Annotated in this window: 29 protein-coding genes; 21 read left to right on the top strand and 8 right to left on the bottom strand. The window is 35.7% G+C overall.

Annotated elements, in window-relative coordinates; all coding sequences use genetic code 11:
- Positions 1-302 precede the first annotated feature (302 nt).
- Positions 303-1,508: a replication initiation protein gene (locus ACO1B7_RS15075; RefSeq protein ID WP_126562249.1), complete on the bottom strand. Its 1,206-nt coding sequence runs from the start codon at positions 1,506-1,508 to the stop codon at positions 303-305.
- 1,188 nt (positions 1,509-2,696) lie between these two features.
- On the opposite strand from ACO1B7_RS15075, the gene ACO1B7_RS15070 reads away from it, so the two are divergent.
- Both ACO1B7_RS15070 and ACO1B7_RS15065 read left to right on the top strand, forming a co-directional pair.
- Positions 2,697-2,969 (top strand): hypothetical protein, encoded by a 273-nt coding sequence (locus ACO1B7_RS15070; RefSeq protein ID WP_034129462.1) that lies wholly within the window; start codon positions 2,697-2,699, stop codon positions 2,967-2,969.
- Positions 2,970-2,980: 11 nt separating this feature from the next.
- Entirely contained in the window at positions 2,981-3,301 is a 321-nt protein-coding gene (locus tag ACO1B7_RS15065) for a hypothetical protein (RefSeq protein ID WP_126562250.1), read from the top strand.
- 28 nt (positions 3,302-3,329) lie between these two features.
- Here the strand turns inward: ACO1B7_RS15065 and ACO1B7_RS15060 are convergent, their stop codons facing one another.
- Positions 3,330-3,584 (bottom strand): hypothetical protein, encoded by a 255-nt coding sequence (locus ACO1B7_RS15060; protein ID WP_068550235.1) that lies wholly within the window; start codon positions 3,582-3,584, stop codon positions 3,330-3,332.
- A gap of 541 nt (positions 3,585-4,125) precedes the next feature.
- On the opposite strand from ACO1B7_RS15060, the gene ACO1B7_RS15055 reads away from it, so the two are divergent.
- The 19 genes from ACO1B7_RS15055 (at position 4,126) to ACO1B7_RS14965 (ending at position 23,600) form a co-directional block, all read left to right on the top strand.
- Positions 4,126-4,404 (top strand): hypothetical protein, encoded by a 279-nt coding sequence (locus tag ACO1B7_RS15055; RefSeq protein ID WP_005248732.1) that lies wholly within the window; start codon positions 4,126-4,128, stop codon positions 4,402-4,404.
- Positions 4,405-4,687: 283 nt separating this feature from the next.
- Complete coding sequence (gene topA / locus ACO1B7_RS15050; RefSeq protein WP_126562253.1) at positions 4,688-6,940, top strand: type I DNA topoisomerase; 2,253 nt, start codon at positions 4,688-4,690, stop codon at positions 6,938-6,940.
- A complete protein-coding gene (locus tag ACO1B7_RS15045) occupies positions 6,940-7,617 on the top strand; it encodes a lytic transglycosylase domain-containing protein (RefSeq protein ID WP_126562255.1) in 678 nt (225 codons plus the stop codon). Before topA ends, ACO1B7_RS15045 begins: the two co-directional genes overlap by 1 nt.
- 134 nt (positions 7,618-7,751) lie before the next feature.
- Complete coding sequence (locus ACO1B7_RS15040) at positions 7,752-8,057, top strand: TrbC/VirB2 family protein (RefSeq protein ID WP_004644768.1); 306 nt, start codon at positions 7,752-7,754, stop codon at positions 8,055-8,057.
- A complete protein-coding gene (locus ACO1B7_RS15035) occupies positions 8,057-8,383 on the top strand; it encodes a VirB3 family type IV secretion system protein (RefSeq protein WP_005407440.1) in 327 nt (108 codons plus the stop codon). Before ACO1B7_RS15040 ends, ACO1B7_RS15035 begins: the two co-directional genes overlap by 1 nt.
- Before the next feature lie 7 nt (positions 8,384-8,390).
- On the top strand, positions 8,391-10,853 hold the full coding sequence (locus tag ACO1B7_RS15030) for a VirB4 family type IV secretion/conjugal transfer ATPase (protein WP_111034398.1): 2,463 nt from the start codon (positions 8,391-8,393) through the stop codon (positions 10,851-10,853).
- A 2-nt stretch (positions 10,854-10,855) separates the two neighbouring features.
- On the top strand, positions 10,856-11,155 hold the full coding sequence (locus ACO1B7_RS15025; protein ID WP_026444411.1) for a hypothetical protein: 300 nt from the start codon (positions 10,856-10,858) through the stop codon (positions 11,153-11,155).
- A 23-nt stretch (positions 11,156-11,178) separates the two neighbouring features.
- Positions 11,179-12,204, top strand: a complete 1,026-nt coding sequence (locus ACO1B7_RS15020) for a TrbL/VirB6 family protein (RefSeq protein WP_026444410.1) — start codon at positions 11,179-11,181, stop codon at positions 12,202-12,204.
- Between the two features lie 11 nt (positions 12,205-12,215).
- Positions 12,216-12,917, top strand: a complete 702-nt coding sequence (gene virB5 / locus ACO1B7_RS15015) for a P-type DNA transfer protein VirB5 (RefSeq protein WP_004644764.1) — start codon at positions 12,216-12,218, stop codon at positions 12,915-12,917.
- A 162-nt stretch (positions 12,918-13,079) separates the two neighbouring features.
- Positions 13,080-13,928, top strand: coding sequence for a VirB8 family type IV secretion system protein (locus ACO1B7_RS15010; protein ID WP_053142621.1), 849 nt, complete (start codon positions 13,080-13,082; stop codon positions 13,926-13,928).
- An 11-nt stretch (positions 13,929-13,939) separates the two neighbouring features.
- Positions 13,940-14,830, top strand: coding sequence for a TrbG/VirB9 family P-type conjugative transfer protein (locus tag ACO1B7_RS15005; protein ID WP_015060252.1), 891 nt, complete (start codon positions 13,940-13,942; stop codon positions 14,828-14,830).
- Positions 14,830-16,254 carry a type IV secretion system protein VirB10 gene (gene virB10 / locus ACO1B7_RS15000; RefSeq protein WP_126562258.1) on the top strand — a complete coding sequence of 475 codons (1,425 nt, stop codon included), beginning with the start codon at positions 14,830-14,832 and terminating at the stop codon, positions 16,252-16,254. Before ACO1B7_RS15005 ends, virB10 begins: the two co-directional genes overlap by 1 nt.
- Positions 16,235-17,347 carry a P-type DNA transfer ATPase VirB11 gene (gene virB11 / locus ACO1B7_RS14995; RefSeq protein ID WP_126562259.1) on the top strand — a complete coding sequence of 371 codons (1,113 nt, stop codon included), beginning with the start codon at positions 16,235-16,237 and terminating at the stop codon, positions 17,345-17,347. Before virB10 ends, virB11 begins: the two co-directional genes overlap by 20 nt.
- Complete coding sequence (locus tag ACO1B7_RS14990) at positions 17,344-19,944, top strand: type IV secretory system conjugative DNA transfer family protein (RefSeq protein WP_138742609.1); 2,601 nt, start codon at positions 17,344-17,346, stop codon at positions 19,942-19,944. The genes virB11 and ACO1B7_RS14990 overlap by 4 nt, the downstream gene beginning before the upstream one ends.
- 10 nt (positions 19,945-19,954) lie before the next feature.
- The gene (locus ACO1B7_RS14985; RefSeq protein WP_005248700.1) at positions 19,955-20,236 is read left to right on the top strand and encodes a hypothetical protein; all 282 of its coding nucleotides are present in this window, start codon (positions 19,955-19,957) and stop codon (positions 20,234-20,236) included.
- A gap of 10 nt (positions 20,237-20,246) precedes the next feature.
- Positions 20,247-21,524, top strand: coding sequence for an LPD7 domain-containing protein (locus ACO1B7_RS14980; RefSeq protein ID WP_126562262.1), 1,278 nt, complete (start codon positions 20,247-20,249; stop codon positions 21,522-21,524).
- A 426-nt stretch (positions 21,525-21,950) separates the two neighbouring features.
- Positions 21,951-22,337, top strand: a complete 387-nt coding sequence (locus ACO1B7_RS14975) for a hypothetical protein (RefSeq protein ID WP_111034247.1) — start codon at positions 21,951-21,953, stop codon at positions 22,335-22,337.
- A 10-nt stretch (positions 22,338-22,347) separates the two neighbouring features.
- On the top strand, positions 22,348-22,572 hold the full coding sequence (locus tag ACO1B7_RS14970) for a transposase (RefSeq protein ID WP_126562264.1): 225 nt from the start codon (positions 22,348-22,350) through the stop codon (positions 22,570-22,572).
- A 164-nt stretch (positions 22,573-22,736) separates the two neighbouring features.
- Positions 22,737-23,600: a TIR domain-containing protein gene (locus ACO1B7_RS14965; protein ID WP_005225838.1), complete on the top strand. Its 864-nt coding sequence runs from the start codon at positions 22,737-22,739 to the stop codon at positions 23,598-23,600.
- Positions 23,601-23,827: 227 nt separating this feature from the next.
- On the opposite strand, the gene ACO1B7_RS14960 is transcribed toward ACO1B7_RS14965, so the two are convergent.
- From ACO1B7_RS14960 to ACO1B7_RS14935, 6 genes are all read right to left on the bottom strand, one after another.
- Positions 23,828-24,376 (bottom strand): hypothetical protein, encoded by a 549-nt coding sequence (locus ACO1B7_RS14960; RefSeq protein WP_005225836.1) that lies wholly within the window; start codon positions 24,374-24,376, stop codon positions 23,828-23,830.
- Between the two features lie 86 nt (positions 24,377-24,462).
- Positions 24,463-24,777 (bottom strand): BrnA antitoxin family protein, encoded by a 315-nt coding sequence (locus ACO1B7_RS14955; protein ID WP_005225835.1) that lies wholly within the window; start codon positions 24,775-24,777, stop codon positions 24,463-24,465.
- Positions 24,764-25,051: a BrnT family toxin gene (locus tag ACO1B7_RS14950; RefSeq protein WP_005225834.1), complete on the bottom strand. Its 288-nt coding sequence runs from the start codon at positions 25,049-25,051 to the stop codon at positions 24,764-24,766. Before ACO1B7_RS14950 ends, ACO1B7_RS14955 begins: the two co-directional genes overlap by 14 nt.
- Before the next feature lie 368 nt (positions 25,052-25,419).
- On the bottom strand, positions 25,420-26,109 hold the full coding sequence (locus ACO1B7_RS14945) for a hypothetical protein (RefSeq protein ID WP_423090337.1): 690 nt from the start codon (positions 26,107-26,109) through the stop codon (positions 25,420-25,422).
- Between the two features lie 134 nt (positions 26,110-26,243).
- Complete coding sequence (locus ACO1B7_RS14940) at positions 26,244-26,534, bottom strand: addiction module antidote protein (RefSeq protein WP_423090336.1); 291 nt, start codon at positions 26,532-26,534, stop codon at positions 26,244-26,246.
- A 1-nt stretch (position 26,535) separates the two neighbouring features.
- A complete protein-coding gene (locus tag ACO1B7_RS14935) occupies positions 26,536-26,832 on the bottom strand; it encodes a type II toxin-antitoxin system RelE/ParE family toxin (RefSeq protein ID WP_423090335.1) in 297 nt (98 codons plus the stop codon).
- Positions 26,833-26,891 lie beyond the last annotated feature (59 nt).

The raw sequence follows: 26,891 nt of genomic DNA, 5'->3' as shown, positions 1-26,891 counted from the left end.
TGGCAAAATATTACAGGTTTGGCCAAATCCTGGGAAACATTAAGTTATTGTTTTTATTATATGGTTGTAAATTGAAATTCTAAAAAAATGGCAAAATATTCCACTTAGGCTAAACGTAAACTTTTAGTCATGACTAAGGTATCAATTAGCTAATTATTAAATTTTAATATTTGGATGCGAATAGAAAAGATACTTTTTATATAGATTAATAAGAATTTTTGAAGGTTTTAAACTGAACCACCATATTGTCTTAAATTAGCGAAGTCTGTTTAAGACAATATGGGGGGTATGCTTTTTAGATATTAATCCTGATCGTCCGTGTCCTGATCGTTCTTCTTATCATTATTGCTATTGGTGATAATCCCTCGTTTTGCCTGTAACCAGAAGTAATAATCCATATCTATCGGCTTATGAGCATTAAGCTTATCTAACTTTTCAGTTAATAGAGTTCTCATGATTACCTTAGAAGTATCCTCGTCTAGATTACCTAAGAAATATCCGTAATCATTTAAAAATTCTTTGCAATTTACTAAGGTGCTGATTTGTTTTGGAGATACCTTTACTGGTGGTTTGAAATGCTTAATACGATCAGGTGCTTTAAAGTGTGATCCATCATCACTAAATGGAATTGCAGCAGCCAGATAGCCCTTTTTCATTTTATCTATAAATTTGATGTGTCCTTGCTCTTTATATTCAGTTTTCAAGCTAAAAATAAACTTAATAGCAACTACTTCCTTTCCGTTTTTTACGTTCTCAAAACTGACATTAATATTGCTAAGTTCGTTAATTTCATCCTGAGCAACATTCAAAACACGGTTTTTAAAATTGGCCAACTCTTTATATTTATCCTCACATTCAAGCATCCATCTTAATTCTTCCAGATCAATAGTGACCTCTGATGTACGCCACATATAGCTCATTAAGATCCGATACAAACGAAGGGAATAGCTCGAATTAAATAAGATAATATGCTTCAGTTCATGGCTACTAAATGACTTAGTTTTTTCATCTACTTTCTTAACTAGATCATAGAAATACTCAAAAAATTCTTTTGCGAATCTAACCTTAATACATTTAGTTGCTTTGTCATAATGGCAATAAGTCATCATCGGAACTTTAGCAGGTTCGTCAGATTCCCCATCTTTAACCAACATAGTTGGGTTATCAAATTTTGTATAAATACGTTTTAAAGCAGTTTCAGCATTTCGCTGAATTTCACGCTTATCTGTTGCAGTAAGCACTTCCTTTCTAGCCATTGGGGAGGTCAATTCTCCAAAGTTTTCGCTGCTCACATAAATGAAGTCGTCATGAGTAATTAAGGTCTTATTTTTAAGCTCATTCTTTCTCACGATGATCATTGCACAGTACATAAGCTTCTCAAGATTGAGATCAATGCTATATCTGGCAGTAGGAAAATCATTGCGGGTCACAACTAAATCGGTCAATTTTGCCCTTGTATTAGATTGTGTATAGTCCTCTAAGCCTTGTGAGCCAATAATTTTCTGCATTTTTTTGTAAATCCGTTATTCCTTTTGAAATCATTATAACTATACAAGTATATTTATCAAGTATAGTTATTAATTAAGTTTATAAGATATTGTTTTTAAAATATATATTTATTAAAAATCAGTAAAATTACTTTATAACCCTGTAGTAGTATAAATAAAATAAATGTTTTTCCTGTTTAAGTATTTTCTTTTATTTCAATTAGTTATGCTGCGACAAAACGTATGGCTATTTTTAACACAAAAACCAGTTAAAAAATATTCAATTTTGAATATTTATAACTATTATATAAATATCAATAACTTATGATGCGACAAAACGTATAGTTATGATTTTAAGCCTATACAAATATCTTTTTTAGCACCAAAAAATAAAAATCGTTCTTCAATATAATTATTTATATAAAACAAGAACTTATCAGATTGTTAAGAATCTAGTTAATTCCTGAAAAATATATATAATCGTATCCAGTACGCATAATCGCAGGTTTGCGACAAAACGTATAGTTATGCGGGGAAGTTGCGACAAAACGTATAGTTTTGAGATTGCAGCATGGATTAAGGCTAAAAAATACGCAAAAATATAATAAGTTAGAGCTAAACACCTAATTAATTAATGATTTTTAAGAATAATTTAGCCATTTTTTGTATGCTGTTGATAAGTCTGTGGATTATTTGCGACAAAACGTATAGGTATGTGACAAAACGTATAGTTGTAGCGACAAAACGTATAGTTATAGCGACAAAACGTATAGTTATAGCGACAAAACGTATAGTTATAGCGACAAAACGTATAGTTATAGGCTTGTAAACTTATGTTTTACAAAAAGAAATTAAGGCTCTTAAACTGTTCTAAACACTCCTAAACTCTATTTAAACTCTTTTTAAACCCGATTCTAGTTTTTTTTAAAAAGTTTTTAGAAATGTTTAGAAGATTATTAAAGTGATATTTACATGACAAAAAGGGAAGGGATCTAAAAAAAATATGAGCTTTGATATATACAAACTTTTTACAAAAGTTTTAAATTATTCATTAAAGTTTTAAACTTTTTGATATATATTAAAAGCGTTTAAAAATAATTGATGTTTTTGTGTCTTTTACACACAGTTACACTTCAGTTACATTTTTAAATTAATTATATTTTGTAAGAATCCGCACTTCACTTTTAAAAAACTAGGGATCTTGCAGAAATGGCTTTAACGATGAATGACTTGAAAACAGTAGATGACTTCAACGCCAATAACTATGGTGTTGAAATTGGTATGAACGAGCAGTTCCAATATTTTGTGACTGTTAAAGTAAATGATGTTGATCACATCATTCATACCGCATCAGGAAAAATTCGATTCACACGGAATTTACCCTTCTTGATTCAAGAGATTTGTTCAATGTGCAGCAATGCCAAAACAATATCTCTAAACTTTGAAGGCAAGTTATTCGTAATGGAAAACTCATCTAAATAGAGTGACTACTTGTGTATAAAAAATTTATTTTAGGTTTAACTTTAGCTAGTGCATCTGCCTTAGTTGCAGCTAAAGATGAAAATTATGGCTGTCGTGCTTTTATGTGCTTTGCTGGCGGTCTTAATGTTTCTGAATGTCAGTCTACAATTAGGGACGTAAAAAAAGATCTGGCTAAAGGTAAAGGCTTTCCTCACTGTTCATTCGTCAGCAGTAATCAAGACGGATCTGTTGGAGGTGGAGAAGGACAACCTAAAATTTCATCTTATACACATAATAAAAGAGTTTATCTATATGTAGATGACAAGTTAGTCACTACAGTTAAAAAGTCCTAAGTTTTTGCAAGAAAAAAGCCTGATTTAATCAGGCTTTTTTTTCTTGTAATTGTTTATAGAAAATTCTTAAAACTTCTTTGACTGCTACACTTTTTCCGTGTTTTTCCCCGCCATAAATATCTTTTAAATATTCTAAGGCTTCCAGTGCCTCAACATCTTCAGGAACATCCATATTGAAATAAACTGAAAGTGGAGTTTTGGTAGTAGGCTTTTTTCTATATCTTTTTCTGCGATCTAATACCTTTCCTTCTGTTTCTGTTTCTGTTCCTAGTTCTTCAGTCATAACTTATCCCATTTAATAAATGTCCACAGGTGGATATTAAGTCCTTTTCAAATAATTTACTACTTATATCGGGTCGCCATTTATGAGAAGTAGCATTGCAATAGTATGTTTTAACGTGGGGTTATAACCCTTTTAATAACCTCATATTATGTACTATGTACTATTTAAATCCCGCTACTAGATCAAATGGGAGCAGTTTATTTTCTGCGGTCGCCATTTAAAAAGCACAGCTTTTTAAAGCTCACTTGAAAATCAACGGTAATCAGGGAAGGGAAAATTTAACTGATTGCGTCAGTTCGCAAAGTAGACACTTTGCTCTGATATATGTGCTATGGATCTGGATTAGATAGGTAATATAGATGCCTGGATAAACGCTGCAGCTTGCAGCTTTTATCCAAGCATCGAGGTTTTTAGTCATGACTAAAGCAGAATTTAGCTAAAATATTTAAAATTTCTTTTAATTATTTAAAAAAACTTTACCAAGATTACCTAAATTGATGATAATGCACCTTTGTTATGGGTGCTTTAAAAGGTTTTATGGATGACTGATTTTATAAATATTGATCCTGATTTTTCTATTTCAGAGGTGGTGCTAGAGGAATCTAATAAACAAGGATTTATTAAAGAGTTAATTATTAATGAATTTGAGGGTGGATTTTTTATCACAGCAAAACTGGCATGGTCAGGCCAAAAGGTTTGGACTTTAACAACAAGACGAGAAAAAGATAAAGCTAGGATCTTTAAGGATCTGACTAGGCTTAATGATTTCTTGAAAGAAAAAATTTATACAGAAGAAGTAAAAATAATAAGAATCAAGTAAAAAAATACAAAAGCCCTTTCCAATATGGTATATTTTGGATTGTATTCTTTAAAGCTCTAAGACGGGATTTAAGAAAATGGCTATAAGTTTAAATAAATATGGAAATTTTTTAAAATTTTTTCTAGTTATTTCATGTGTTTATCTTGTGTGCTTCATGCCACAAGATGCACCGCTTTTAGAAATCCTTGTAGATTTCACTAAATTTCAAGTAGTTGCTTTCTTATATTCATCTTTTCTTTGTGGGCTTTCGAGTTTCCTAAATTTCACAATTTGGAAATAACCCATGAATCTTGTAATCGTTGAATCTCCTAACAAATGTTCAAAAATTGGAAGTTTTTTAGGATCTGATTTTAAAGTTGTGGCCAGTGTTGGCCATGTTCGGGATCTACCAAGAAAAGGCTTAGGTATTGATATAGCCAATGATTTTGCAATGGAATATTCATTTATTCCTGATGCCAAAGTTAATGACAGAACTTTTGACGGTGGCGAAAAACGTATTGAAAAAATAAAAGCCTTTTTGAATAAAGCAGACAAGATTTATTTAGCTACCGATCCAGACAGGGAAGGTGAAGCTATTTCATGGCATTTAAAAGAATGTTTAGGTCTGGAAGATGGTCAATTTGAACGAATAGAATTTAATGAAATTTCAGAAAAAGCTATTAAAGAAGCCATTAATAATGGGCGTGGTTTAGATTATCAGCTTGTATATGCTCAAGAAGCACGTAGGGCTTTAGATCGTCTGGTGGGCTATCTAGTTTCCCCTATTGCATCTAATCTTATGGGTCAGCCTTCATCTGCGGGGCGGGTACAATCTCCTGCTGTTTTAATCGTTGTCCTTAGAGAAATCGAAATCCAGAAATTCAAAGTTACTAACCACTTTGGCGTTAATTTGAGTTTTGATAAAGAGCCTAAAAAATGGATCTCGCAATGGGTTACAACGGAATTTGTAACTGAGGATCAGCCTTATGTTTTAGATCGTTCCTTAGCTGAAGAAGTTGCAAAAACTAAGAAAGTTAAAGTTTTAAACTGCAATGAAAAAACAGAGTATTCAAATGCTCCTTCTCCTTTCTCTACAGCCCTACTTTTACAAGCTGCTAGTGTAGCGTTAGGCTTTAGCCCTCAACAAACAACCAAAGCAGCACAGGCATTATTTGAACAAGGGGCAATTACTTACATTCGGACTGACGGCCTAAACATAGCTGATGAAAGTGTAGAAGAAATCTTTGCTTATGCTAATGAACATCAATTTTCTTTACCTGAAAAGCCTAATAAGTTTAAGGAAAAAGATGGGGCGCAAAACGCCCATGAAGCAATCCGACCTGTTCACATAACTGATAAAGATCTAGGAAAGTCACCAGAACAAAAAGCTTTATATCAATTGATTTGGGAACGTACTATTTCAAGTCAATTGGCCAAAGCTGAATATAAAGCCGTTACTTTGGAATTACTGTCTGAAGATGGAAAATATAAGTTCCATGCTAAAAGCCGTGAGCTAATAAAAAAAGGGTGGATGGTTTTTGGTAAAGACTGCCTGAATGAAGATGAAAACGAGCCTTCAGGCGTGGTGCCGGTCTTAGAAGTTGGTTCTGTTGTTGATGTTGAAAGCGGTGAAGTTATTGCAAAACAAACTAAGCCACCAAAACGCTATACAGAAGCTTCACTAATTAAAAAATTGGAAAGCTGCGGGATTGGTCGCCCTTCTACTTATTCATCAATTATGGCCAATATTCTGAATAAGGGCTTTCTGGAGGTAGAAAAGAAAGTCTTAAAACCAACTAAATTAGGGAATGATCTAATTGGTAGTCTGTTAAAAGCTAAGTTTAGCTTTCTGGATCTGCACTATTCAAAAGAGATGGAGTTGCAGCTAGATAAAATTGCATCTGGTGAAACTTCATATAATTCGGTTGTTTCTGCCTTATACACTCAACTTGCTCAAGAGCTAAGTACAGCTTCAAAACTGACAGCTATAAACGCAATACCTTGTCCAAAGTGTAAAAGCCAGTTAAAAAAATTTAAGAATACTAAAACCAATCAATTTTTTTGGATTTGTAGTAATGAGGACTGTAAGCACTCGATGAATGACGACAAGGGTAAACCAGTCGAAAAAGTTATTCATTCATGCCCTAAATGTAAAACAGGTCGCTTAAATAAATTCCAAAATTCGCAAACTAAAGAATTTTTTTGGATCTGCAATGATCAGGAATGTAAGCACTCGATGGATGACAAGAAAGGTCTGCCAGTAGAGAAAATCAAATATCCTTGCCCTAAATGCTCAACGCCATTATTCAGATCCAAAAAAGAAGGTAAAGATCCGATCTGGTTCTGTCCTAATCGGGAAACAGATTGCAAAGTCTTTTTGCCTGAAGTTAATAAAAAGCCACTTCTTGAAGTCTATTCATGTCCTCAATGTGCCAGTGATTTAAGACGGATCAATGGGGCAAATGGCTATTTTTGGGGGTGTACCAACTATAAAAATGGGTGCTCCGCTACTTATCCAGATCAAAAAGGTAAGCCAAAATTTGAGGTGAAAAAGTAATGATTGATTTCGTAGTTTTGGCACAACAATGTGCGCCACAAGTTGATGTAAATATTGCGTCTGCAATTGTTAAATCTGAATCCTCATTTAATCCTTTGGCGATAGGGGTTAATCGTGCCGCAGGTCTTAAAAAACAGCCGACTAGCTATGAAGAAGCTGTATCTGTGGCCAAAAGATTAATTAGCCAGGGACGAAATATTGATGTTGGTTTTGCTCAAATTAATAGTGCTAATTTCAAAAGATTAAATCTTAGTGTCGAGCAAGTTTTTGATCCCTGCACTAATCTAAGCGCAATGCAATTTATCTTTAATGACTGCCGAAATAGGGCAAAAGGCAAAGATATTTATAAAGCTATGTCTTGCTATAACACTGGCAACCATTCATCAGGATTTAGAAATGGGTATGTAGCGAAAGTATCAAGAAATTTGAATTATTTTGCTAATGGTTCACTCAATACCATGCCTGTAAAATTCAATCCTCCCTCACCTCCTATGAATAGCTCAGAACAGCTTGCATATTTTGCTACTAATGCAGATATGCCTAACTCCAATGGATATACCGAAAATACAGAACTTCAAAGCCTTCCAGTAGTGGAGAAACGGCCTTCATTTTTCTTAACTAACGGCACAAATATTAAAGAAAAAGAAAAAAGTTTAAAATCTTCTATGATCTTTTAAAATATTTTCAAAAAGTTTAAAACTTAGTGTAATATATTAAATATACAGTACCAATGAACAATATTTGATTTTCCAAAAATATTGTTCTTGGTACTTAATGCGCTAGGTCTTAATTGCTTCACTTGGAGAAAATAATGAAAGCAAATCAAACGCAAATAACAACGACTAAAACGACTGGTATCAAAGCAAGCGTATTGATGTTGTTCATGACGTTAATCTCAAGCCCTGCTTTTGCTCAAATCTCAAAAGTTAATACGGTTATGGCTAATGTTCAGTCAGTCTTAGCGGGTGTGGCTGTAACTGTATTTACCATCACTATCATGTGGGCTGGCTTTAAATTGGCTTGGCAACAAGCGAAGTGGTCAGACATTTCTAACATCGTTATCGGGGGGATTTTGGTAGGTGGTGCTGCGGGTATCGCTGCTTGGCTGATTAACTAATGTCGAATTTTTCTGATCCAATTTTCAGGGGTTGCACTCGTCCTGCCATGCTTTTTGGCGTTCCAATGTTGCCTTTTTTGTTGGTGACGGGGGTAGCAATTCTTTTAGCGGGTTGGTCTTTTTATCTACTTAGTGCCTATGTGACTTTATTTATAGCAGCTATTTATGTGCCTATTTACTTCTGGATGCGGGCAATAACAAAAGTAGATGACCAACGATTAAAGCAAGTATTGATGCGGTGGCGCATAAGAGGGAAACAGATCCAGAACCATCAAAAATGGGGAGCAATCTCATTTTCGCCACTTAAATTAAAGAAAAGGAAATAACAATATCATGCGTTCAAAACAGCAAGTTAAAGATAGCGCAAATGCTGAAGTCGCAATTTCAGACTATCTGCCGTTTGGTAATCATGTTTCCAACAATGTTATTAAGCTTAAAAATGGTGAATACATTGCTACATGGAAATTAGAAGGCATTTCGTTTGAAACAGTTGAAGCCGATATTATTAGAATCCGTAAAGAAGGATTAAATAATTTTTATCGTGCTTTAGGTGGCGGTCACTTTGCTGTTTGGACGCATAAGATTCGTAGGGGAGTTAATGAACGTCTAAATGGCGTTTATGAAAATGATTTTATTGCTGATTTTAATGAAAGATATTATCAGCAGTTTCAGGGTGAAAAGAATAAACAGATGGCTACTGAATTGTATTTAACAATTCTTTATCGTCCTGAAATTTCCAGATTAACAAAGATTTTTAAGAGTAAAGCTAGTCGTGATCCAGTAGCCCTGAAAAAGCAGATTAAGCGGGATCTCGATATTTTGGATGATGTAGCCAAACAGGTTGAAGCAAGTCTATATCACTACAATCCAGAACGTCTGGCGACCTATACCAAGAAAGGTTTTGTCTACTCCGAAATGTGTAATCTGCTTGGTTTCTTAACTAATGGAGTTTGGGAAGAAATCCCTTTAAGACAAGCTAATCTTGATCAATATATTCCAAGTAGTCGCTTGTTCTTTGGTGACAAAAACGGCTATTTACAGATCAAACATCCTGAAGCTCAAAAATATGTAGGCTTTCTGGATATTCAAGAATTTCCACGTTTATCAGAATCAGGAATGTGCAATTCCATCCTGTATGGAAACTATGAATACATTGAAACTCAAAGTTTCACGGTTTATGGCAAGCGTGATGCTGTAGATAAATTAAAAACAATTAAAGGACAGCTAAATTCTGTAGAGGACGTTTCAGATCAAGAGATTCGTGATATTGATCTGGCTATGAGTGAAGCTAATAGCGGGAATTTCCAGTTAGGCGAATATCACTATACGCTTGCGATTTTTGGTGATTCACCAAATCAAGTTGCTCTGAATGTTTCGAGTGCCAGAACTGCTTTATCAGATGAAGCAGGATTCAAAATGGCTGTAATTGATACTGTTCCTGAATGTGCATGGTTCTCGCAATTAGCGGGTAACTTTAATATGCGTCCAAGAGAAGCATATCTCACAAGCCTAAATTTTTCTGCTTTAAGCCCTTTCCATAACTTCGCAAGAGGTAAACGTGACGGCAATCCTTGGGGTGAAGCACTAGCTTTATTTAAAACTCCAAGTGGCCAACCATTTTACTTTAATCATCATGTTAGCCCAGATAAGCAAGATTCTACAGATGACAAGATGCCAGGTAATACGTGTGTCATTGGAACAACTGGTGTGGGTAAAACAACCCTAGTCATGGCCATGATGATGTTTGCTTGTAAGTATAAAAATCTGAAGGGTGTTTTCTTTGATAAAGATAGGGGCGCAGAAATTGGGATTAGACGGATTGGGGGTCAATACTATGCCTTAGAGCGTGGTGTACCAACTGGCTTTAATCCGTTGCAGCTACCACCGACTGAAACAAATATTCAGTTTGTAGAAAAGCTTGTAAAAATTCTGGTAGGTGGTGTTCGTAATGCTGCCGAAGATCTGGAAATCAGTCAGGCTGTTCGTACCATTATGCGTGATGATATGCCGTTAGAACTCCGCAGACTTTCAGCTTTATATATGAATCTGAAAGTAAATGGCGGGGGGGATTCGCTTCAGGATCGTTTAGCTAAATGGTGTAACACTGCTGATCATGACGGAAATTTATCTTGGGTCTTTGATAATCCATACGATACTCAAGACTTTTCTAAAGCAAAAATGCCAATCTTTGGTTATGACTACACGGAATTTTTAGATGATCCAGAAGTCCGTACACCAATCATGGCTTATCTATTACACATCACAGATTCATTGATTGATGGTAGTCCGTTTATTTACTGGATGGACGAGTTTTGGAAGCCATTAACAGATGAATATTTCAAAGATTTTGCCAAAGATAAGCAGAAAACTATTCGTAAATTGAATGGTCTAGGTGTCTTTATGACGCAATCCCCAAGTGACGTTTTAGATTCTGACATTGGTAAAACAATGGTTGAACAAAGCGTTACTCAAATCTTTTTACCTAATCCTCGTGCTGATTACGATGACTATGTAAACGGCTTTAAGGTCACTCCGCAAGAATTTGAAATTATTAGAGAGCTAGAAGAAAACTCACGCATGTTCTTAGTTAAGCAGGGTAGCCGTTCCGCACTCTGCAAAATGGATCTAGGCGAAATGCGTGACGTTTTACAGATTATTTCAGGCTCTAAGGACAATGTAGAACTTCTCGAAAATCTCATGAATGAAGTTGGTGAAGATCCTAACGATTGGGGCGAACTTTTCTTACAACGGATCGCAGAACGTAAAAAATTAATTTCAGAAAAAGGAGTTGCTTAGTCATGACTAAGTTTTTAGCACTATCAAGTTTGTTGGTTATTTCTACTTTAACAACTGCATGTTCTGATGATAAGGAACAGGTTAAGCAGTTAAAAGAAGAAGTGAAGGCTGCACAACAATTAAAACCTCAAGATTTAACTGCTGAACAGCAAGAGGAACTGAAGCAGCGCAAGGCTAGAGCATCCCAAAAGGGTAATATTCTTGATGAATATGATCCTTCTGCACCTCAAAAATCAGTAAAACCAGAAACTAAAAAAGGATCGGGAAATATCCTCGATGGATATAACCCAGATTCAAAATAATTAAGGATTCATAGGGGATTGCAATGGCAATTATTACTACATTAGAAACAAAAATTGATTCTCTATTAGCAAGTTACGTGACAGGTGTTAGTAGTAATATCGCTTCTGCAATTGTTCCTATAGCTTTGACTGCTGCAACAATTTATATCCTGATCATTGGCTACAATATTGCGACTGGTGCACAAGAAGATTCCATTTATACCGCTTTATGGAAGTTTTTTAAGATCGCTTTTGTGGGTGGGATTGCTTTAAGTGCAGGGGTTTATCAGTCCTTTGTTGTTGAAGCCATTAACGGACTAGCCATAGGTTTAATTCAAATTGTTAGTCCAGGTGGTGAATCTTCGTTAGGTGCTTTACTGGATCAAGTGAGCGTTCCGTGGGGTGAATTAATCCAAAAATTAGGTGAGGAAGCTGAATCAGCTTCTGGCGTTTTCCCTGATATTGGCTTGTATTTATCTGCTGCTGTTGTTGCTGTCGCTCAATTCCTATTGTTCTTCATTGGTACTGGCCTATATTTACTGGCAAAAATCAGTCTGCAACTTTGTTTAGGCGTTGGTCCCATATTCATTCTGTGTGCAATGTTCCCTGCTACACAAAAATATTTTGAAAGTTGGCTTTCTCAAACATTGAGCTATGTTTTCACCATAGGCTTTATCACAGCAATTATCAGTATGCTCTTTGCTTTCGTTTCAGGCATGTGTACGCAAATCACTAATAACTTTGATGCGGGCGACATTCTTACTTCTGTAGTTTCCCTCTGTATTGTTGCGGGAACTATTGTAGTGATCATGTGGAACATTCCAACGATGGCTTCAGCCATAACAGGTGGGGCGGGTGTTCAAGGTGTCGGTCGTGCTGTAGCTCAAGCAATTACTAAAGGTCGTGGCGGTAATAATTCAAAATCTGATAGTGCTTCAGCTACTCCTACCACTGGGGGAAGTGTTCAAGGGAATTCTAGCAGCTCTAATAATTCCAATAGCTCGAATACAGGAGGATCTAAGCCGTTATATCAACGACACACACTCTCTAACCTCAAAAGAAACAAATAGGAATTTTTCTAATGAAAAAACAATTGTTAGCTTTGGGTTTAGGTTCATCTTTGTTTATTAGTGGTCAAGCCAATGCTACAGGTATTCCTGTCATTGACGGTGCTAACCTTGTTCAAGCTGTTCAAAATATGGTGGCTTGGGGTGAGCAATACAATCAGATGGTGAACCAGATCCAACAGGCAAAACAGCAATACGATTCCATTACTGGTATTCGTGGTTTCGGTGATGCTGTCAATAATCCATATCTTAAAGACGTGATTCCAAGTGATGTTGCTGACATTTATAAAGGCATCCAACAAGGCGGTGTCAATGGTATGACTTCAGCAGCTAGGAACATTCGTGATGCCACAATGGTTTATGACTGTGCTTCTAGAACTGGCCAGAACTATAAAGCCTGTCAAGCTGCATTAAATAACAATGCACAAACACAGGCTTTAAATCAGCAAGCGTTAGGCGTTGCGGATCTGCGTACTGAGCAGATTGATAATCTGCGTAAACAGATCAATAACACTACTGATGCTAAAGCTATCGCTGAGTTACAGGCTAGGATTCAAGCGGAACAGTCACAAGTTGCTAATGATGCAAACCGAATTGCTTTGATGCAGGCGCAAGCGCAAGCTCAAAAAGATGCAGCACAACAGCTTGAAATTGAAGGCCGATTAAAACGTGCTGCCCAAAAAGGCAACATTCTTGACGGCTACTCTGGTAACTAAACTTTTAAAAAAAAGCCCATTTCTTTTGAAATGGGTATTTTTTTTGCAATTTTTCAGAAAACATTGAATTAATAAAACCAAAATATATTATTTTGGTTTACGATTTTTATATTTTTTGGCATACTTAGAGAAATAACTCTAATAGGGTCTATCGGGTCTATCATGAACAAACTTAAAAAAGTATCTGCTGCTGAAGAAGCTAAAAGCTATGAAAAAGCTATGGATTGGGAAGCAGATCTTATTGCGATGCGAGCTAAGTCAGAACGTAAAGCTTGGACTATTGCAAAAGTAGCGGTGGGCGTGGCCGTCTTAGAAGCCATTGGCTTAGTGACATTAGCTCCAATGCGCCAGACTGTACCTGTTGTTTTCACAGTAGATAAAGCTCAAGGAAATGTTGAATACGTGGGCGTTGTTGATGATCAGCAAGTGAAAGGCAAACAAGAATTAATTGATAAAAATAACATTACTCGTTATGTAACCGCCCGTGAGAGTTATTTCTATCCGTTATTACAGCCAGATTATGATTTAGTCATGACTATGAGTAGTAATCAGGTCGGTAATGACTTTGCTTCACTCTATGAAGGTGATAGCGCAAGAGATAAAAAATACGGCAAAAAATATGAATTAAAAGTTGATGTGATTTCTGTCCAGACTAATCAGGATGAAACAGGTTTTACCGCTAGTGTCCGCTTCACTAAGACTTTGCATTCAGTCGAAGCTAATCGTGATGAACAGCCACAATATTATATTGCAAGTATTCGATATGAATATGCTCCGAACAATCTAAATAAACTGGTAGAAAAAGATCTAATTAAAAACCCATTCGGCTTTAAGGTCGTGGGCTATCGTGTCGATCCTGAACTATCTCCTAACAGACCTGTAGCGCAAGCTGCGGTTGTTGAACCTAGTCAGCAAGTCTATGTTCCGATTCAACAAGGCGGGGCTGTTGTTCAGCCACAAGCTCAACAAGGCGGGGCTGCTGTTCAGCCACAAGCTCAACAAGGAATGTAAAGGATCATTACATGAAAAAATTAATTCTTGCTTTGGGTTTGGCGGTGCATGGGATCTCTTATGCAGCAATTACGCCTAAAGCTATGCCTACCGATTCACGTATTAGAACAATCAATTATGTTCCTAATGATGTTTATCGAATTACTGTCAAAAAAGGCACTGTAACCCGCATTGTATTAGGTGAAGGTGAAAGAATTTTAGAGCGTGGTGCTGCTACTGGATACCCTTCAGACTGTGAAAAGGATGACACCAATTGGTGTATTTTTGCGGATACTGGATCAAATTTAGTATGGGTGAAGCCAAAGGATAAGGCTACTCGGAATAACTTAGAGTTACGCACTAATAAGCGTGATTATAGTTTTGATTTTCAAGTTCTAAATAATGCCAAAGAAAAACCGATGTATCGTGTTGTCTTTAAATATCCACAAGAAGAAGAAAAACGTAAACAGGAAGAAGCTCAACGCTATAACGCTTATGCAGCACAATTAAAAGAAGAAAGCCAACTTACTGAATTTTTGGTTTTACAGCATCGTTTAGCTAATGCTGCGCCTATCCCTAAAAACTGGAATTATCGTCAAGCTGCAAACAGCAAAGGGAAGCACTTTGTTCCAGAAATGCTATTTGATGACGGTCGTTTTACCTATATGCGATTTAAAGGAAATACTGATATTCCAGTCGTATTTATTGAAGGTACGGAAGGGGAAGAAAAAGTTAATTTCCATATCAGTAAAGAAGATCCAAAACTTTTGATTGTTGAAGCTCTAGCTAAAAAATTTGTTTTACGTCAAGGAAAAGGCGTAGTGAGCATTTTCAATGAATCTTATGATCCTGTCGGTGTTGCTCCTCAAGATGGCACTACTGTAGAGGGTGTTAAACGTGTCATTACTGGGGATATGAACTAATGAATATTAATGATCAAAAACCATTAGATGATCAACAAGCTCCTGATGAAGAATTTAACGAATCAGAAAATGGCATTGTTTCTGTCAATGAACGTGGGGATCAGGAAGATGGAAAAGGTAAAAAAATAGCGTTTATTGCAGTTATGGCGGTACTTTTTACTGTTATAGCGGTCTTTGCCTATAACTTCTTTTCAGATAGTAGTGATGCTGAAGAAGCAGCCCAATTAAAAGAAAATCAGATAGATCCAAGCCTAGATGCTTCAGCTAAAAGAAGGGATTTTACTAATACTGATCCTGTGCCAATGGATGCAGGTCAAAATGCTCAATTTCAAAGCCTAGATGCCTGTCAGGATCAAAGTATTCCTAGACAGCTAACAGACAATAACGGCAATGCTTTAACTTATAACGGCATGTTGGTTTTTCAATGCCAAAATGGTCAGCAGATTTTAAGACAGCCTGAAGCTGCGCCAGTAGTTGAACAACAAGCAGCAAATCAACAGCCTGTAGTAATTCAGCCACAGCCACAACAACAAGCTCAATATGTACCTTTAAACAATGGAAGCCGTTACGGTGGCGGGATTTTTGTCAATCCTTCACAACAAGGCGGGGCGGTTGGCCAACCGTCAAGCATGAATCATCAAGCAGCTTATAACCAAGTAACAGGCATGATGAAACAGTTTGAACAGGATCAGAATAGTAATAGCCGTTCTGGTAATTTCTCTGGATCTGGTTTGATGTCTTTAGCCCATGATGATGATGAACCTATGCAGCAGCATCAGCCACAACAAGCTACAACTAACATGGCTAATCATTCCTCTAATAAAGTCCAGGCTAGGTTTATTGGGGATCGAAATTACTTAATTGCTAAAGGTCGTGTAATCCGTTGCAACCTGTCAGTTAAAGTCGTTTCAGAAATTGGCGGTATGGCTTCATGTGTCCTTCCACAACCTGTTTATTCTGATAATGGTCGTGTAGTCCTTGCTGAAGCGGGATCTGAAGTCATTGGAGAATACAAAAGTATTGCAGCACAAGGGCAAAGACGTTTAGGTATCATCTGGTCACGCTTAAAAACTCCACATGGTGTTATTGTCGATATTGATTCTCCCGCAGCAGACCATTTAGGAACAGGTGGTTTAAGTGGTCGAGTAGATAACCGTTGGGGCGCACGTATCGGTGCAGCGTTTATGCTTTCTTTAGTTCAAGACGCTATTGCTTACGGTATTTCTAAAGAAACAGGCGGGAACAATAGCACTCCTTATATGCTTCAAAACACTTCAGACATGGGTAAATCAATGGCTGAAACAGTGTTGAATGAAACAATCAATATCAAGCCAACAATTTATAAAAATCAGGGTGATGTAGCTTCAATTTACGTGGCCAAAGATATTGATTTCAGAGGTGTGTATGAACTCCGCGCAAAATAATGTTTTAAGCAAGGATGTAATGGTTAGACAGCTATTACTTCCATTAGAAAAATTCTTAAAAACTAAAGGGGTGACTGAAATTGCAATTAACGCACCTAACGAAGTTTGGACGGAATCTAATAAAGGATGGGAAAAGCATTCTATAAATCTGGAAATGGCGCAAATAACAGCTTTAGCTAATGTTATTGCTACCTATACCAATCAACGGATTGGCCAAGAAAACCCTATATTATCTGCTCAATTGCCTGATGGAGAGCGTATTCAGATTGTTCTACCGCCAGCCATTGAAAATGGAACGGTATCAATGACAATCCGTATTCCTGACGAGTCAAACCGATCATTTCAGGAATATAAAGATCAAGGCTTTTTTGACCACTTCAGATATGGGAAATCTAAAGAGTTTGAGCAGTTTAAACCTGTATTACGTACTGAAGATATTAAGCTAGTCCAGTTTTTAGAAAACAAAGATCTTGAGGGATTTTTTAAATTCGCTGTTCAATGTAAGAAAAATATTGCAGTTGTTGGTGATACTGGTTCTGGTAAAACCACTTTCATGAAGGCAATTTGTCAGTACATTCCTAAAGATGAACGTCTTGTCACTATTGAAGATGTACGTGAACTTTTTGTTCCACATGAAAACAAGGTTCACCTACTTTATTCTAAAGGTGGTCAAGGTAAAGCTAAGGTAACTCCATCTGATCTGATCGCTAGTAATATGCGTATGAAGCCAGACCGTGTATTACTTGCTGAATTACGTGGTGGAGAAGCTTTTGACTTTCTGAAATTGCTTACAACTGGTCACAGTGGCTCAATTACAAGTTATCACGCTGAAAGCTGTTCACTGGCTTATGATCGCTACGTTTTTATGTGCAAAGAACATGAACAAGCAAATATCTATGATGCCACTACACTAAAGGAATTAGTTGCTTTAACCATTGATATTATTGTTCATGTTGAAGTGAAGAAAATTTATGATGATGAAAGCAATTTAGTAGGTAAAGAACGCTTTATTTCTGAAATCAAATTTGATCCTGTTTCTAAAGTTAAGGCTCAATTTGGTGATGCTGAAATTATTGTAGGGGATAGGGCGTGAATAAAAAGATCCTGATCCTACTCCTTGCAATTTTTTTAGCGGTCGTTGGTTTCTTTATTACTAAATATCTGGCCGGTGTTCTTTATTACTTAGCTAATAAGACCAATCCATTTCCTGAAGTGAATCTGACAACGTGGGGGTATTATTGGGATTTATATGCACACAATGTACCTGCACAAAAGAAAAAGCTGCAAGGTGCCTTGATCGCTGCACTATTTATCACTTTTGTTCTCCCTGCTTTAGTCATTGCTAGTCTGTTTAATAAAAAACAGTCGTTACACGGTGATGCCAGATTTGCCACAACAAAAGAAATTCAGAAATCTGGATTGATGGGAAATAAGGGAATTTTAGTAGGGAAATATCATAATAAATATTTAATGCTTGGCGGTCAGCAATTTGTACTTCTGGCTGCTCCGACACGAAGCGGTAAAGGTGTAGCGATTGTTATTCCTAACCTTCTAAACTATTCGGATAGTGTAGTTGTACTGGATTTGAAGCTTGAAAACTTCCTATTAACTTCTAAATTTCGTGCCAAGAATGGCCAGAAAGTTTATCTATTCAGCCCATTTTCTGAAGATCTAAAATCTCACAAATGGAATCCATTTGATACCGTTAGTCATGACGAAAATTTTAGAGTAGGTGAAATTCTTGCTATTGGTCGAAGTTTCTACCCTGTGACTGGTGATGCTAAAACCGATTTCTGGAATGACAATGCTAATAACTTATTTCTTGGCCTAGCCCTATATCTATTTGAAACTGAAGATCTGCCTGTAACTATGGGCGAGGTTTTAAGACAGAGTTCAGGTAAAGGTAAGCCAATTCAGGATCATATTAGATCTATTATTGATGAAAGAGCGCAAAGTGATAAACCGCTTAGTGATACTTGCCTAGATGCTTTAAACCGTTTTTTAAGTTCACCAGACAATACGCTCGGTAACATCATTTCTACTTTTACCTCACCTTTAACGATTTTTGCGAACCCGATTGTGGACGCTGCAACTTCATCAAGTGACTTTAAACTTGAAGATGTACGCAGACAAAGAATGTCTATTTATTTTGGTGTTCAACCTAACCGCTTAGGGGATGCTAAGAACTTAATCAATTTGTTCTATTCACTCTTAATTGATGTGAATCTAAAAACACTGCCACAACAAGATTCATCTTTGAAATACCAGTGCCTAGTCGTGAATGATGAAGCAACGGCTGTCGGTAAAGTCGCGAAAATTGCAGACGCTAACTCATTTATTGCGGGTTATAACATTCGTTTATTAACAATTATTCAGTCTATTGGCCAGTTAGAGGACGTTTATAAAACTCAAACTAGGGGGCTTGTAACTAACCATGCTTTGCAGATCGTTTACCCGCCTAGAGAACAACGAGATGCTAATGAATATAGTGAAATGCTTGGCTATTTCACTTTTAAAGCAAAATCTAAAGGCCAAAGCCGTTCTATGGCATGGGGGCAAGGTGGCTCTAATTCAGAAAATGAATCAGATCAAAGACGAGCTTTAATGCTCCCTCAAGAGTTAAAAGAATTGTCGCAAGATAAAGAAATTATCTTTATGGAAAATACAAAACCTATCATGTGTGAAAAGGCTAAGTATTTTAATGACAGTGCTTTTGTGGATCGCCTAAAGTCCGTTTCTCCTAGCATGAAAGCAATTAAAGGTTTTCCAACTCACAAGCAATTAGAAAAAATTGCCTTTGAGGATCTGGAACTTTCAATTCCTATTCCTGATTTAGACGTAAAGCTGCATAAGGCAAAAATTGAAAAACGTATAACTGAAATTACTACAGTAGAACAGGCTGAACAGATAGATATTTCTAGCTTAGTTATCCCTGAATTTAAGTTAGATAAAACAGTTTTTGAAGATCCTGAAAATCCACAACCTGAAGAATGTCTACAAGTGGTCGATCAATTCTTTGGGGCTGTTGAATGGGAAGAAGATACTGAAGCGCAAAATATTGTCGATGACTTCTTTAGCCAGGTGGAAGCTAGTGCTGAAAATCCAATAGAAAACCTAGTTGCAGTAGATGAACCAGAACAAACGGAAAACCTTATTGCAGTTGATGACACTGAATTTAGTCATGACGAAATGGAAAATCTGGTTGCAGTCGATGAACCAGAACAAGCGGAAAATCTAGTTGCAGCAGATGAATCAGATCCTCTGGCCATGATTGCAGAAATGGAAAATCTGGTTGCAGTCGATGAACCAGAACAAGCGGAAAATCTAGTTGCAGCAGATGAATCAGAACCTCTGGCCATGATTGCAGAAATGGAAAATCTGGTTGCAGTCGATGAACCAGAACAAGTGGAAAATCTAGTTGCAGCAGATGAATCAGATCCTTTGGCCATGATTGCAGAAATGGAAAATCTGGTTGCAGTCGATGAACCAGAACAAGTGGAAAATCTAGTTGCAGCAGATGAATCAGATCCTTTGGCCATGATTGCAGAAATGGAAAATCTGGTTGCAGTCGATGAACCAGAACAAGCGGAAAATCTAGTTGCAGCAGATGAAGGTCAAAACGGATCTATAGAAAATTCAGATATTGATGACGTTTATCAGGCGTTTTCAGACCAAGTTAATTCTAAATAAGGAAACTATCATGAAAAAAATCTCTCTTACATTAATCAGCCTTGCCCTATCTTTTTCAGTTGTGGGCTGTACTTCAAATAAAGCCGTGACCAGTCCTAATGGCTTTTCATCTAAAGCGGTTAATCAGCCTGACACTGTAAAAAACTATATGCAAAGCATAGCTGTATATCAGCAAAATAAAGATTTAAGCACTGAAACTGAAAGACAAATTGCACTTCTAACAGACAAATATATTCAAACCAAAATGATTATTGACGAAGCAGCACGTCGCCAAAATATTTCTAATCAATAAGGACTTGATCATGACTGAAGCAAACAAGGTCGATAAACCTAGTTTTAATAAAGAACAAATAGGCTATACCAAACTTGGCCAGACGTTAGAAACAAATCAAGCTGAAGTCAATTCGATTGAAAAAGCTGAAAATATAGATATTTCAAAAAGTACAAAAGGTATTAATCAAGATCCTGAAGAAACTAAGGTAACTGATACCAAAAAGCTAAAAGCTGATGACAGTAAAGAATCTAGTGAAGAAGGCATACCTAAAGCATTGCTCAATAAATATTATGTGGTAGATGACAAATATCACTTTAAAGGTAATCCTGAAAAAGTAGCTTTTGAAGATTCTGGAAAAGCTTTAAAAACCACAATTGATGATAAACATATTGCTGCTTCAATGGTGGAGGTAGCAAAAGCTAAAAAATGGGAAACAATACAGGTTAAAGGCTCTGAAGAATTTAAACGGAATGTATGGCTTGAAGCTTCAATGAAGGGCATGACAGTAAAGGGTTATGAACCTCGTGATATAGATCTAGCCTTGCTCAATGACATGAAAAAAGAACAAGGTAAAGAGGTAGTTCCCAATACTATTGAAAAGGGTAATGAACGCCACAAAGAGAAGCCTTTAAATGAGAAGGATAAAGTAGATCCAACACAGGAAAGAAGGGAAAAAATTAATAACCTGTCAGAACAGGAAAAAGCTTTACTGACAGTTTTTGATAAAAAAATGAAAGCTGACGGCTTCACAGAAAAGCAGCGCACAGCCAGTATAGAGGTTGCGGTTGAACAGCTTAATCAGAAAAAAATGCACGTTGGAAAATTAGTAGATCATGGTGCAGCACCTTATAAGCATGATTCTAAGAATAACAGTAGCTACTACGCCACTATTGAAAATAGTAAAGGTGAAAAAAATACAATCTGGGCGAAGGATCTGGAACGTACTTTGAAAGAACAAAATATCATTAAGAATGATGATATTGTCCTGACCTATAAAGGATCTAACAAAGTCGAAGTGAATACTAAAGAAATTGATCCTAAAACTGGACTGCCAACAGGCGCAAGAGTTCAAACATTGGCAAATAAAGGGAAGTGGGAAGCTCAAAGCTTGAGTAAATTGAAAGAAACAACTGAAAAAGCTTTAACCAAAAATGATAAAACTAAGCTTCAGATTCAACATAATGCCGATATTCAAAATCAGAAATTTCATCAGCCAAAATTAACGGCTTATGATGCCAATGCTCCAAAACAGCAGCCACAAGTTAAAACTCAAGAGAGAAACAAAAATAAAGATATATCTCGATAATCTAGGCCACGAAAACACCCATTAAGGGTGTTTTTTTATATCCCGCTACTAGATCAAATAGGAGCAGTTTATTTTCTGCGGTCGCCATTTAAAAAGCACAGCTTTTTAAAGCTCACTTGAAAATCAACGGTAATCAGGGAAGGTAAAATTTAACTGATTGCGTCAGTTCGCAAAGTAGACACTTTGTTCTGATATATCTGCTATGGATCTGGATTAGATAGGTAATATAGATGCCTGGATAAATGCTGCAGCTTGCAGCATTTATCCAAGCATCGGGATTAGACGTTTTAGAGATTATGGACCAGACAATAACATTGGCAGTCCATAATCTACTAAAACCAATAGAAGGTTAAACTTTGGATATTTCTTGTATTGTCCACCTGTGGACTATATAATCAAATTTAATCAAATTATGGACGGTATATAATGACAAATGCAGATTTTAAACTGCTAGTTGAATCATTGGGGTTCTATAACGCTGAAGCGGTAAAGGATTATTTCAAAGCTATAGGATTCAATGAATCTATTAACGTCCGACCAATTCAATATTGGTTAAATGGTAAGAGTGTAGCTCTCAATATGCCAATTCCAGACGATGTGGTTGAGCATTTTAAACAGCTTGAACAAATGAAAATTGAGTTATCAAGCCAAGAAAAATTTAAGAAAAATACCTTTCTCTACAAAGATAAATATTTAATGTGGGAAAAATTCCCTGAATTAAATGGGCTACCTTGTACGTACTTAAATCAATTAATGATTCTGGTGAATATGCTGCATGGTTATAGAGAAATGCAGTATTGCACAAGTTACTAAGGATCATAGAATGAAAAATCAGGATCTTCCAATTGTCGAGTTAATTAGTAAACGCAATAAAATTGTCTATACGGTTTGCGGATTATTGGTCTTACTGACAATCTTATCTTTTGCCAGATACTTTCTAAATTTTAGTATCCTTTATCTTTTAATTTTGCTTATCCCATTCTTTGCGCTTATGTACTGGATGATACAAGTCACTGAAGATATAAAAGAAAAAAAGGATTCTTTATAAAGGTATCCTTTTTCATTTTTCTGTATCGCTTAGTATAAATAGTTGTCAAAAACTACCAAAGTAGCTTAAATTTCGCATAAGAGATTTTATGTTAAATAGAAAGTTAATTTTTTTAAAATTTATTATATAGTTAAAAAAATGAATAAAGATATGGCGTTAAGAATATGTATTACCATGTGATTTTAGAGTTAGGTGAAAAGTATCATAAGAATGCGTGGGATCAAGTCGAAATTAAATCAGATTTAACAGATTTAGAAGACGTAATTAACAAATATGCTGAACCTTATCAGGTTGGGAAACCTATTTTAATTAATGGGCGTACTATTCCTATTGAACATATTGAGCGGTTACGTATTTTTTCTAGTGAAATATCTGGTGAAGTTCTAAAAGAGCAACAAGCTAATAAACGAAGAGCTGAAGATCGAGCTTCTAATGTTGTTATGATCGGTTTTTATTCTAATGATTTAGAGTCAGCAATTCTAAAACAAAAAGAAATAACAGAAGAATTAGTGACGTATGCGAAAGGAACTAAAAAAGAAGTTTCTAATTTAGTGGAGAAAAAAAAGAAAATCACGCCATCTAAAGTATTCATTGTCCACGGTCATGATGATGCATTAATAAACGAGGTAAAAGCTTTTTTATCAGCTCAAAGAATCGAACCAATAATTCTTAGAGAGCAACATGATGCTAGCATTACAATCATAGAAAAATTAGAACGTTATACGAAAGATCCTTCTATTGGATTTGGGATAGTTCTATATACACCAGATGATGAAGGCAAAGCTGTTGGAGAAAGCGAATATAAATTAAGAGCTAGGCAGAATGTTGTTTTTGAACACGGTTTATTAATAGGTTTATATACTCGTGAGAAAGTTATCTGCTTAGTAAAAAAGGAAGGTCATATTGAAATGCCTGGTGATGTGAATGGTGTTGTATATACAGACCATGGATATAAAGACTGGCGTATGTCTGTAGCTCATATGCTAAGTGATGCGGGATATGATATTAACTATAGAAAAATCAGTTAAGATTATTAAAAGAGGAGCAATGTGCTCCTCTTTTAATTGATGTTAGATGAGGTAATTTGTGGTTGAGAGTTATTTTCTACGCAATTTTTCTAGGTTTACATTCGGATCATAACTCTCTATTACGACTCTAAGTGGTAAGGGATCTGTATCACGAGGTGGCTTCTGTGTACTAGATATAGATGGTCTATTTTCCTGTTTAGTTTGTTCTGTATTTGGATTCTTCGCCATTAGCTTTCAACCGTAGTTTTTAGAAGAGTTAAAAACAGTATAAAGATAAAAGAGATGAAGCACCAAAAAGCCTTTTTAAGGTCTTTTAATGCATCTTCTATTATTTTGGATCTTAAGTTCATCTCTACAGTATTTTGTTCAATAGAGCTTCTATAAGTTTTATATAATTTCCAATAAAGATGGTTTGGATTTTGTTCATCATCATATATTACATCTTCTAACTCATGATTTAGTTCCAATTTTTTGACTTTAGTATCCTGCATAACAGATAATAATTTAGACCAAGCAAAGAAGAGTAAACTAAAAAATAACAGTAAAATTATTATTTCAAATATTTGAAAAATAAGATAATGATTCTTAAAACTACTCCAATATTCATTCTTTGTAATAGCTGTAACGGCTAAAACAATAAATATATTTAAGACCGTAAAAATTCTTCCAACTTTTTCCTCGATTCTTTTTGAACGGTCACATTCATCTTTATATTCATGAAATGCAATTTCATACAAGGTCTTGAATTTGGTAGCTAGCTCTGGAGCAGTTAACATTTTCCCCTCTTTAAAACTTAAGATTTTCTAAAATTAAAATAATACATGTTATGCGAAGTCAAAAATGGGAGCTTAAGCTCCCATTTTTATTGATGATTTTTTAATTCTTTCAGCATGGCATCTCGCAGAATTTCATTCATCCGGGTTTGATAGCCTTTACCTTGTGCTTTAAACCATGCAAGAACATCAGCATCTAAGCGAATTGAAGTTTGTTGCTTTACTGGACGATAGAACTGATTATGGCGGACAGCATTGCTCCAGTCTGTAATTTCAGGAATATCAGATAAATCTAGTTGATCATCTGGAATAGTTCCTTTAGCAAGTAGGCGTTCAATTTCAGCATCTTGCTTCTCACTAAATTTTTCATTTAGTTCTTTGCGTGAATATCTAACCGTGCTCATATTTATCTCGCTCCGCCTTAGTGACTTGTCTTGCACTAATGATTCGTATGATTTCACAGTCATCTTCATCAAAGATAGTGTGAGCTACTAATAGCATTAGTACGCCTTTTACTCTTCCAATGGTTTGCCAACGTTCTTCACCATTAGTATGTCTATCCTGGATTGAGATCCTCAGTGGATCTTCAAAAACAAGGCTTGCAGTTTCGAAAGAGATATCATGCTTTTTCTGATTCTTTCGATTCTTAGCCTCATCCCATTCAAAATACTGTTCCATAAAAAACATTCAAATTTGTATATACAATAATGTATCACAAAATTGTATCACTCAAGTTGAGAAGCGTAATTTCTAGTCAGATTTATTGGCAAGAACTATCAAAAACGATCATAAAAAAGCCGACTTGTTTCCAAGTCAGCTTTTCGACATCGTCGAGCATCACCACTATAACACAAGTGTATGATTTTTATATATTTAAAATATGCGTTTCGTATAACGCCCATTATGTTAAATGGGCGTAGTAGATGTTTTAAAGTTATCAAAACCATCCTAATCAATTTCAACTACATAGACTCTAAACTGATATTTGACACCACTTTAAGAGTAACTACATTTGTAGAATTTTCAGTTGAGTTGATTATGTATTTTTAACTTAGAGTATTTTCTTTTTCTACCGTCAAAGTTGATGCACTTTTTTCATTTTCTTTATCAATTTTTTGTACTGAAACAAAATATGAAGTTCCGCTTTCATCAATATCGTATACTTCAAAACTGATATCACCTTCATTGTATGAGGCCCACCCAAAGTTGTCCGCTGTATCTACATATCTATCAATACGCTCTAATAAACTTGAATCGTGAATTATATTTTTATTAGGTATTTTTGAGGCAGCTAATAATAATTTATTAATTTCATTGTCTGTATAAGATTCATAACTGTTTTTGGAATTAACAAAGAATTCGACTGTCTGATTCGGATCTGAATCTAACTCTTGCTTTATAAGATCTTTATCTATTTTTAAAAAATCAATAATTTGATTACCTTTTTTTAAGTCATTATAGAAATACATGTAAATGGTAATAGCTAGCAGGCATGGCCATGTAGTATTAGGATACATGATTTTTTGCATAGAAAGAGCCATATCCTTGATATCTATCATTTTACTTGAGGTTATGTAATTAAAATAATTACTAGGAATGTTTAATTCATTTACTGCGAAGTCCCTTGTTTCTAGAGAATATTTATAACTATTTATTTTTTTATTTTTTTCCAGAAGTACTTTCAATATTTTATATCCAATAAAACATAAAGTGATAAAGCCAATAAATTCCAGCATAAAGTTCCCACAAATATTCTAAAGATAAAAATTTTAGATTAGATTTTACTTTCTCTAAAAATAACATAATACACGTTATATGAATCTAAAAATGGGAGCATTTAGCTCCCATTTTTAATATATTTTTTAAAGTTTTAGGCGTGCTGTACTGTGAGTTTTAAACCTAAAGCATTTACTACACGATTAATCGTATCAAAACGTGGTGCAGAGCCTTGACGAAGTGCCTTATAAAGTGCTTCACGTCCAATTCCTGCCTCTTTAGCGATTTGAGTCATACCACGAGCTTTGGCAATTACACCAAGTGCATGAGCTAATTCAGCTGGATCGTTATCTTCAAGAACTATATTCAGATACATCACAATGTCTTCTTCAGTTTTGAGTGACTCAGCCATATCAAAACTTGGTAAATCAGCGACTTTAACCATTTTAATCCTCCAATGTTTTCGATAGTTTGACCGCACGCTCGATATCTTGTTGTTGAGTTGACTTATCTCCGCCACCAAGCATTACAATCACAACGTCACCATGTTGGATGTAATACATCCTCCATCCAGAACCGAAGAATTCTCTCATTTCCCAAATGCCATCTTGGAGAGGTTTAATGTCTCCCCAGTTTCCACGTTGAACCTTCTCTAATCGACGATTCAGGCGGATACGGGTCATATTGTCTTTAATTCCATCCAACCATTCATCAAACTCAGGTAGACGTTTAATTTCAATCATGAGGATTCCTTATCTTCTCACTATATTGTATTTGATCGAATACAATATGCAAGTACTGT

The sequence above is a fragment of the Acinetobacter lwoffii genome, from assembly GCF_049367455.1.
Classification (GTDB): Bacteria; Pseudomonadota; Gammaproteobacteria; order Pseudomonadales; family Moraxellaceae; genus Acinetobacter; species Acinetobacter lwoffii_W.
The sequence above is the reverse complement of the archived record's forward strand: the minus strand, read 5'-3'. Positions and strand labels throughout refer to the sequence as shown.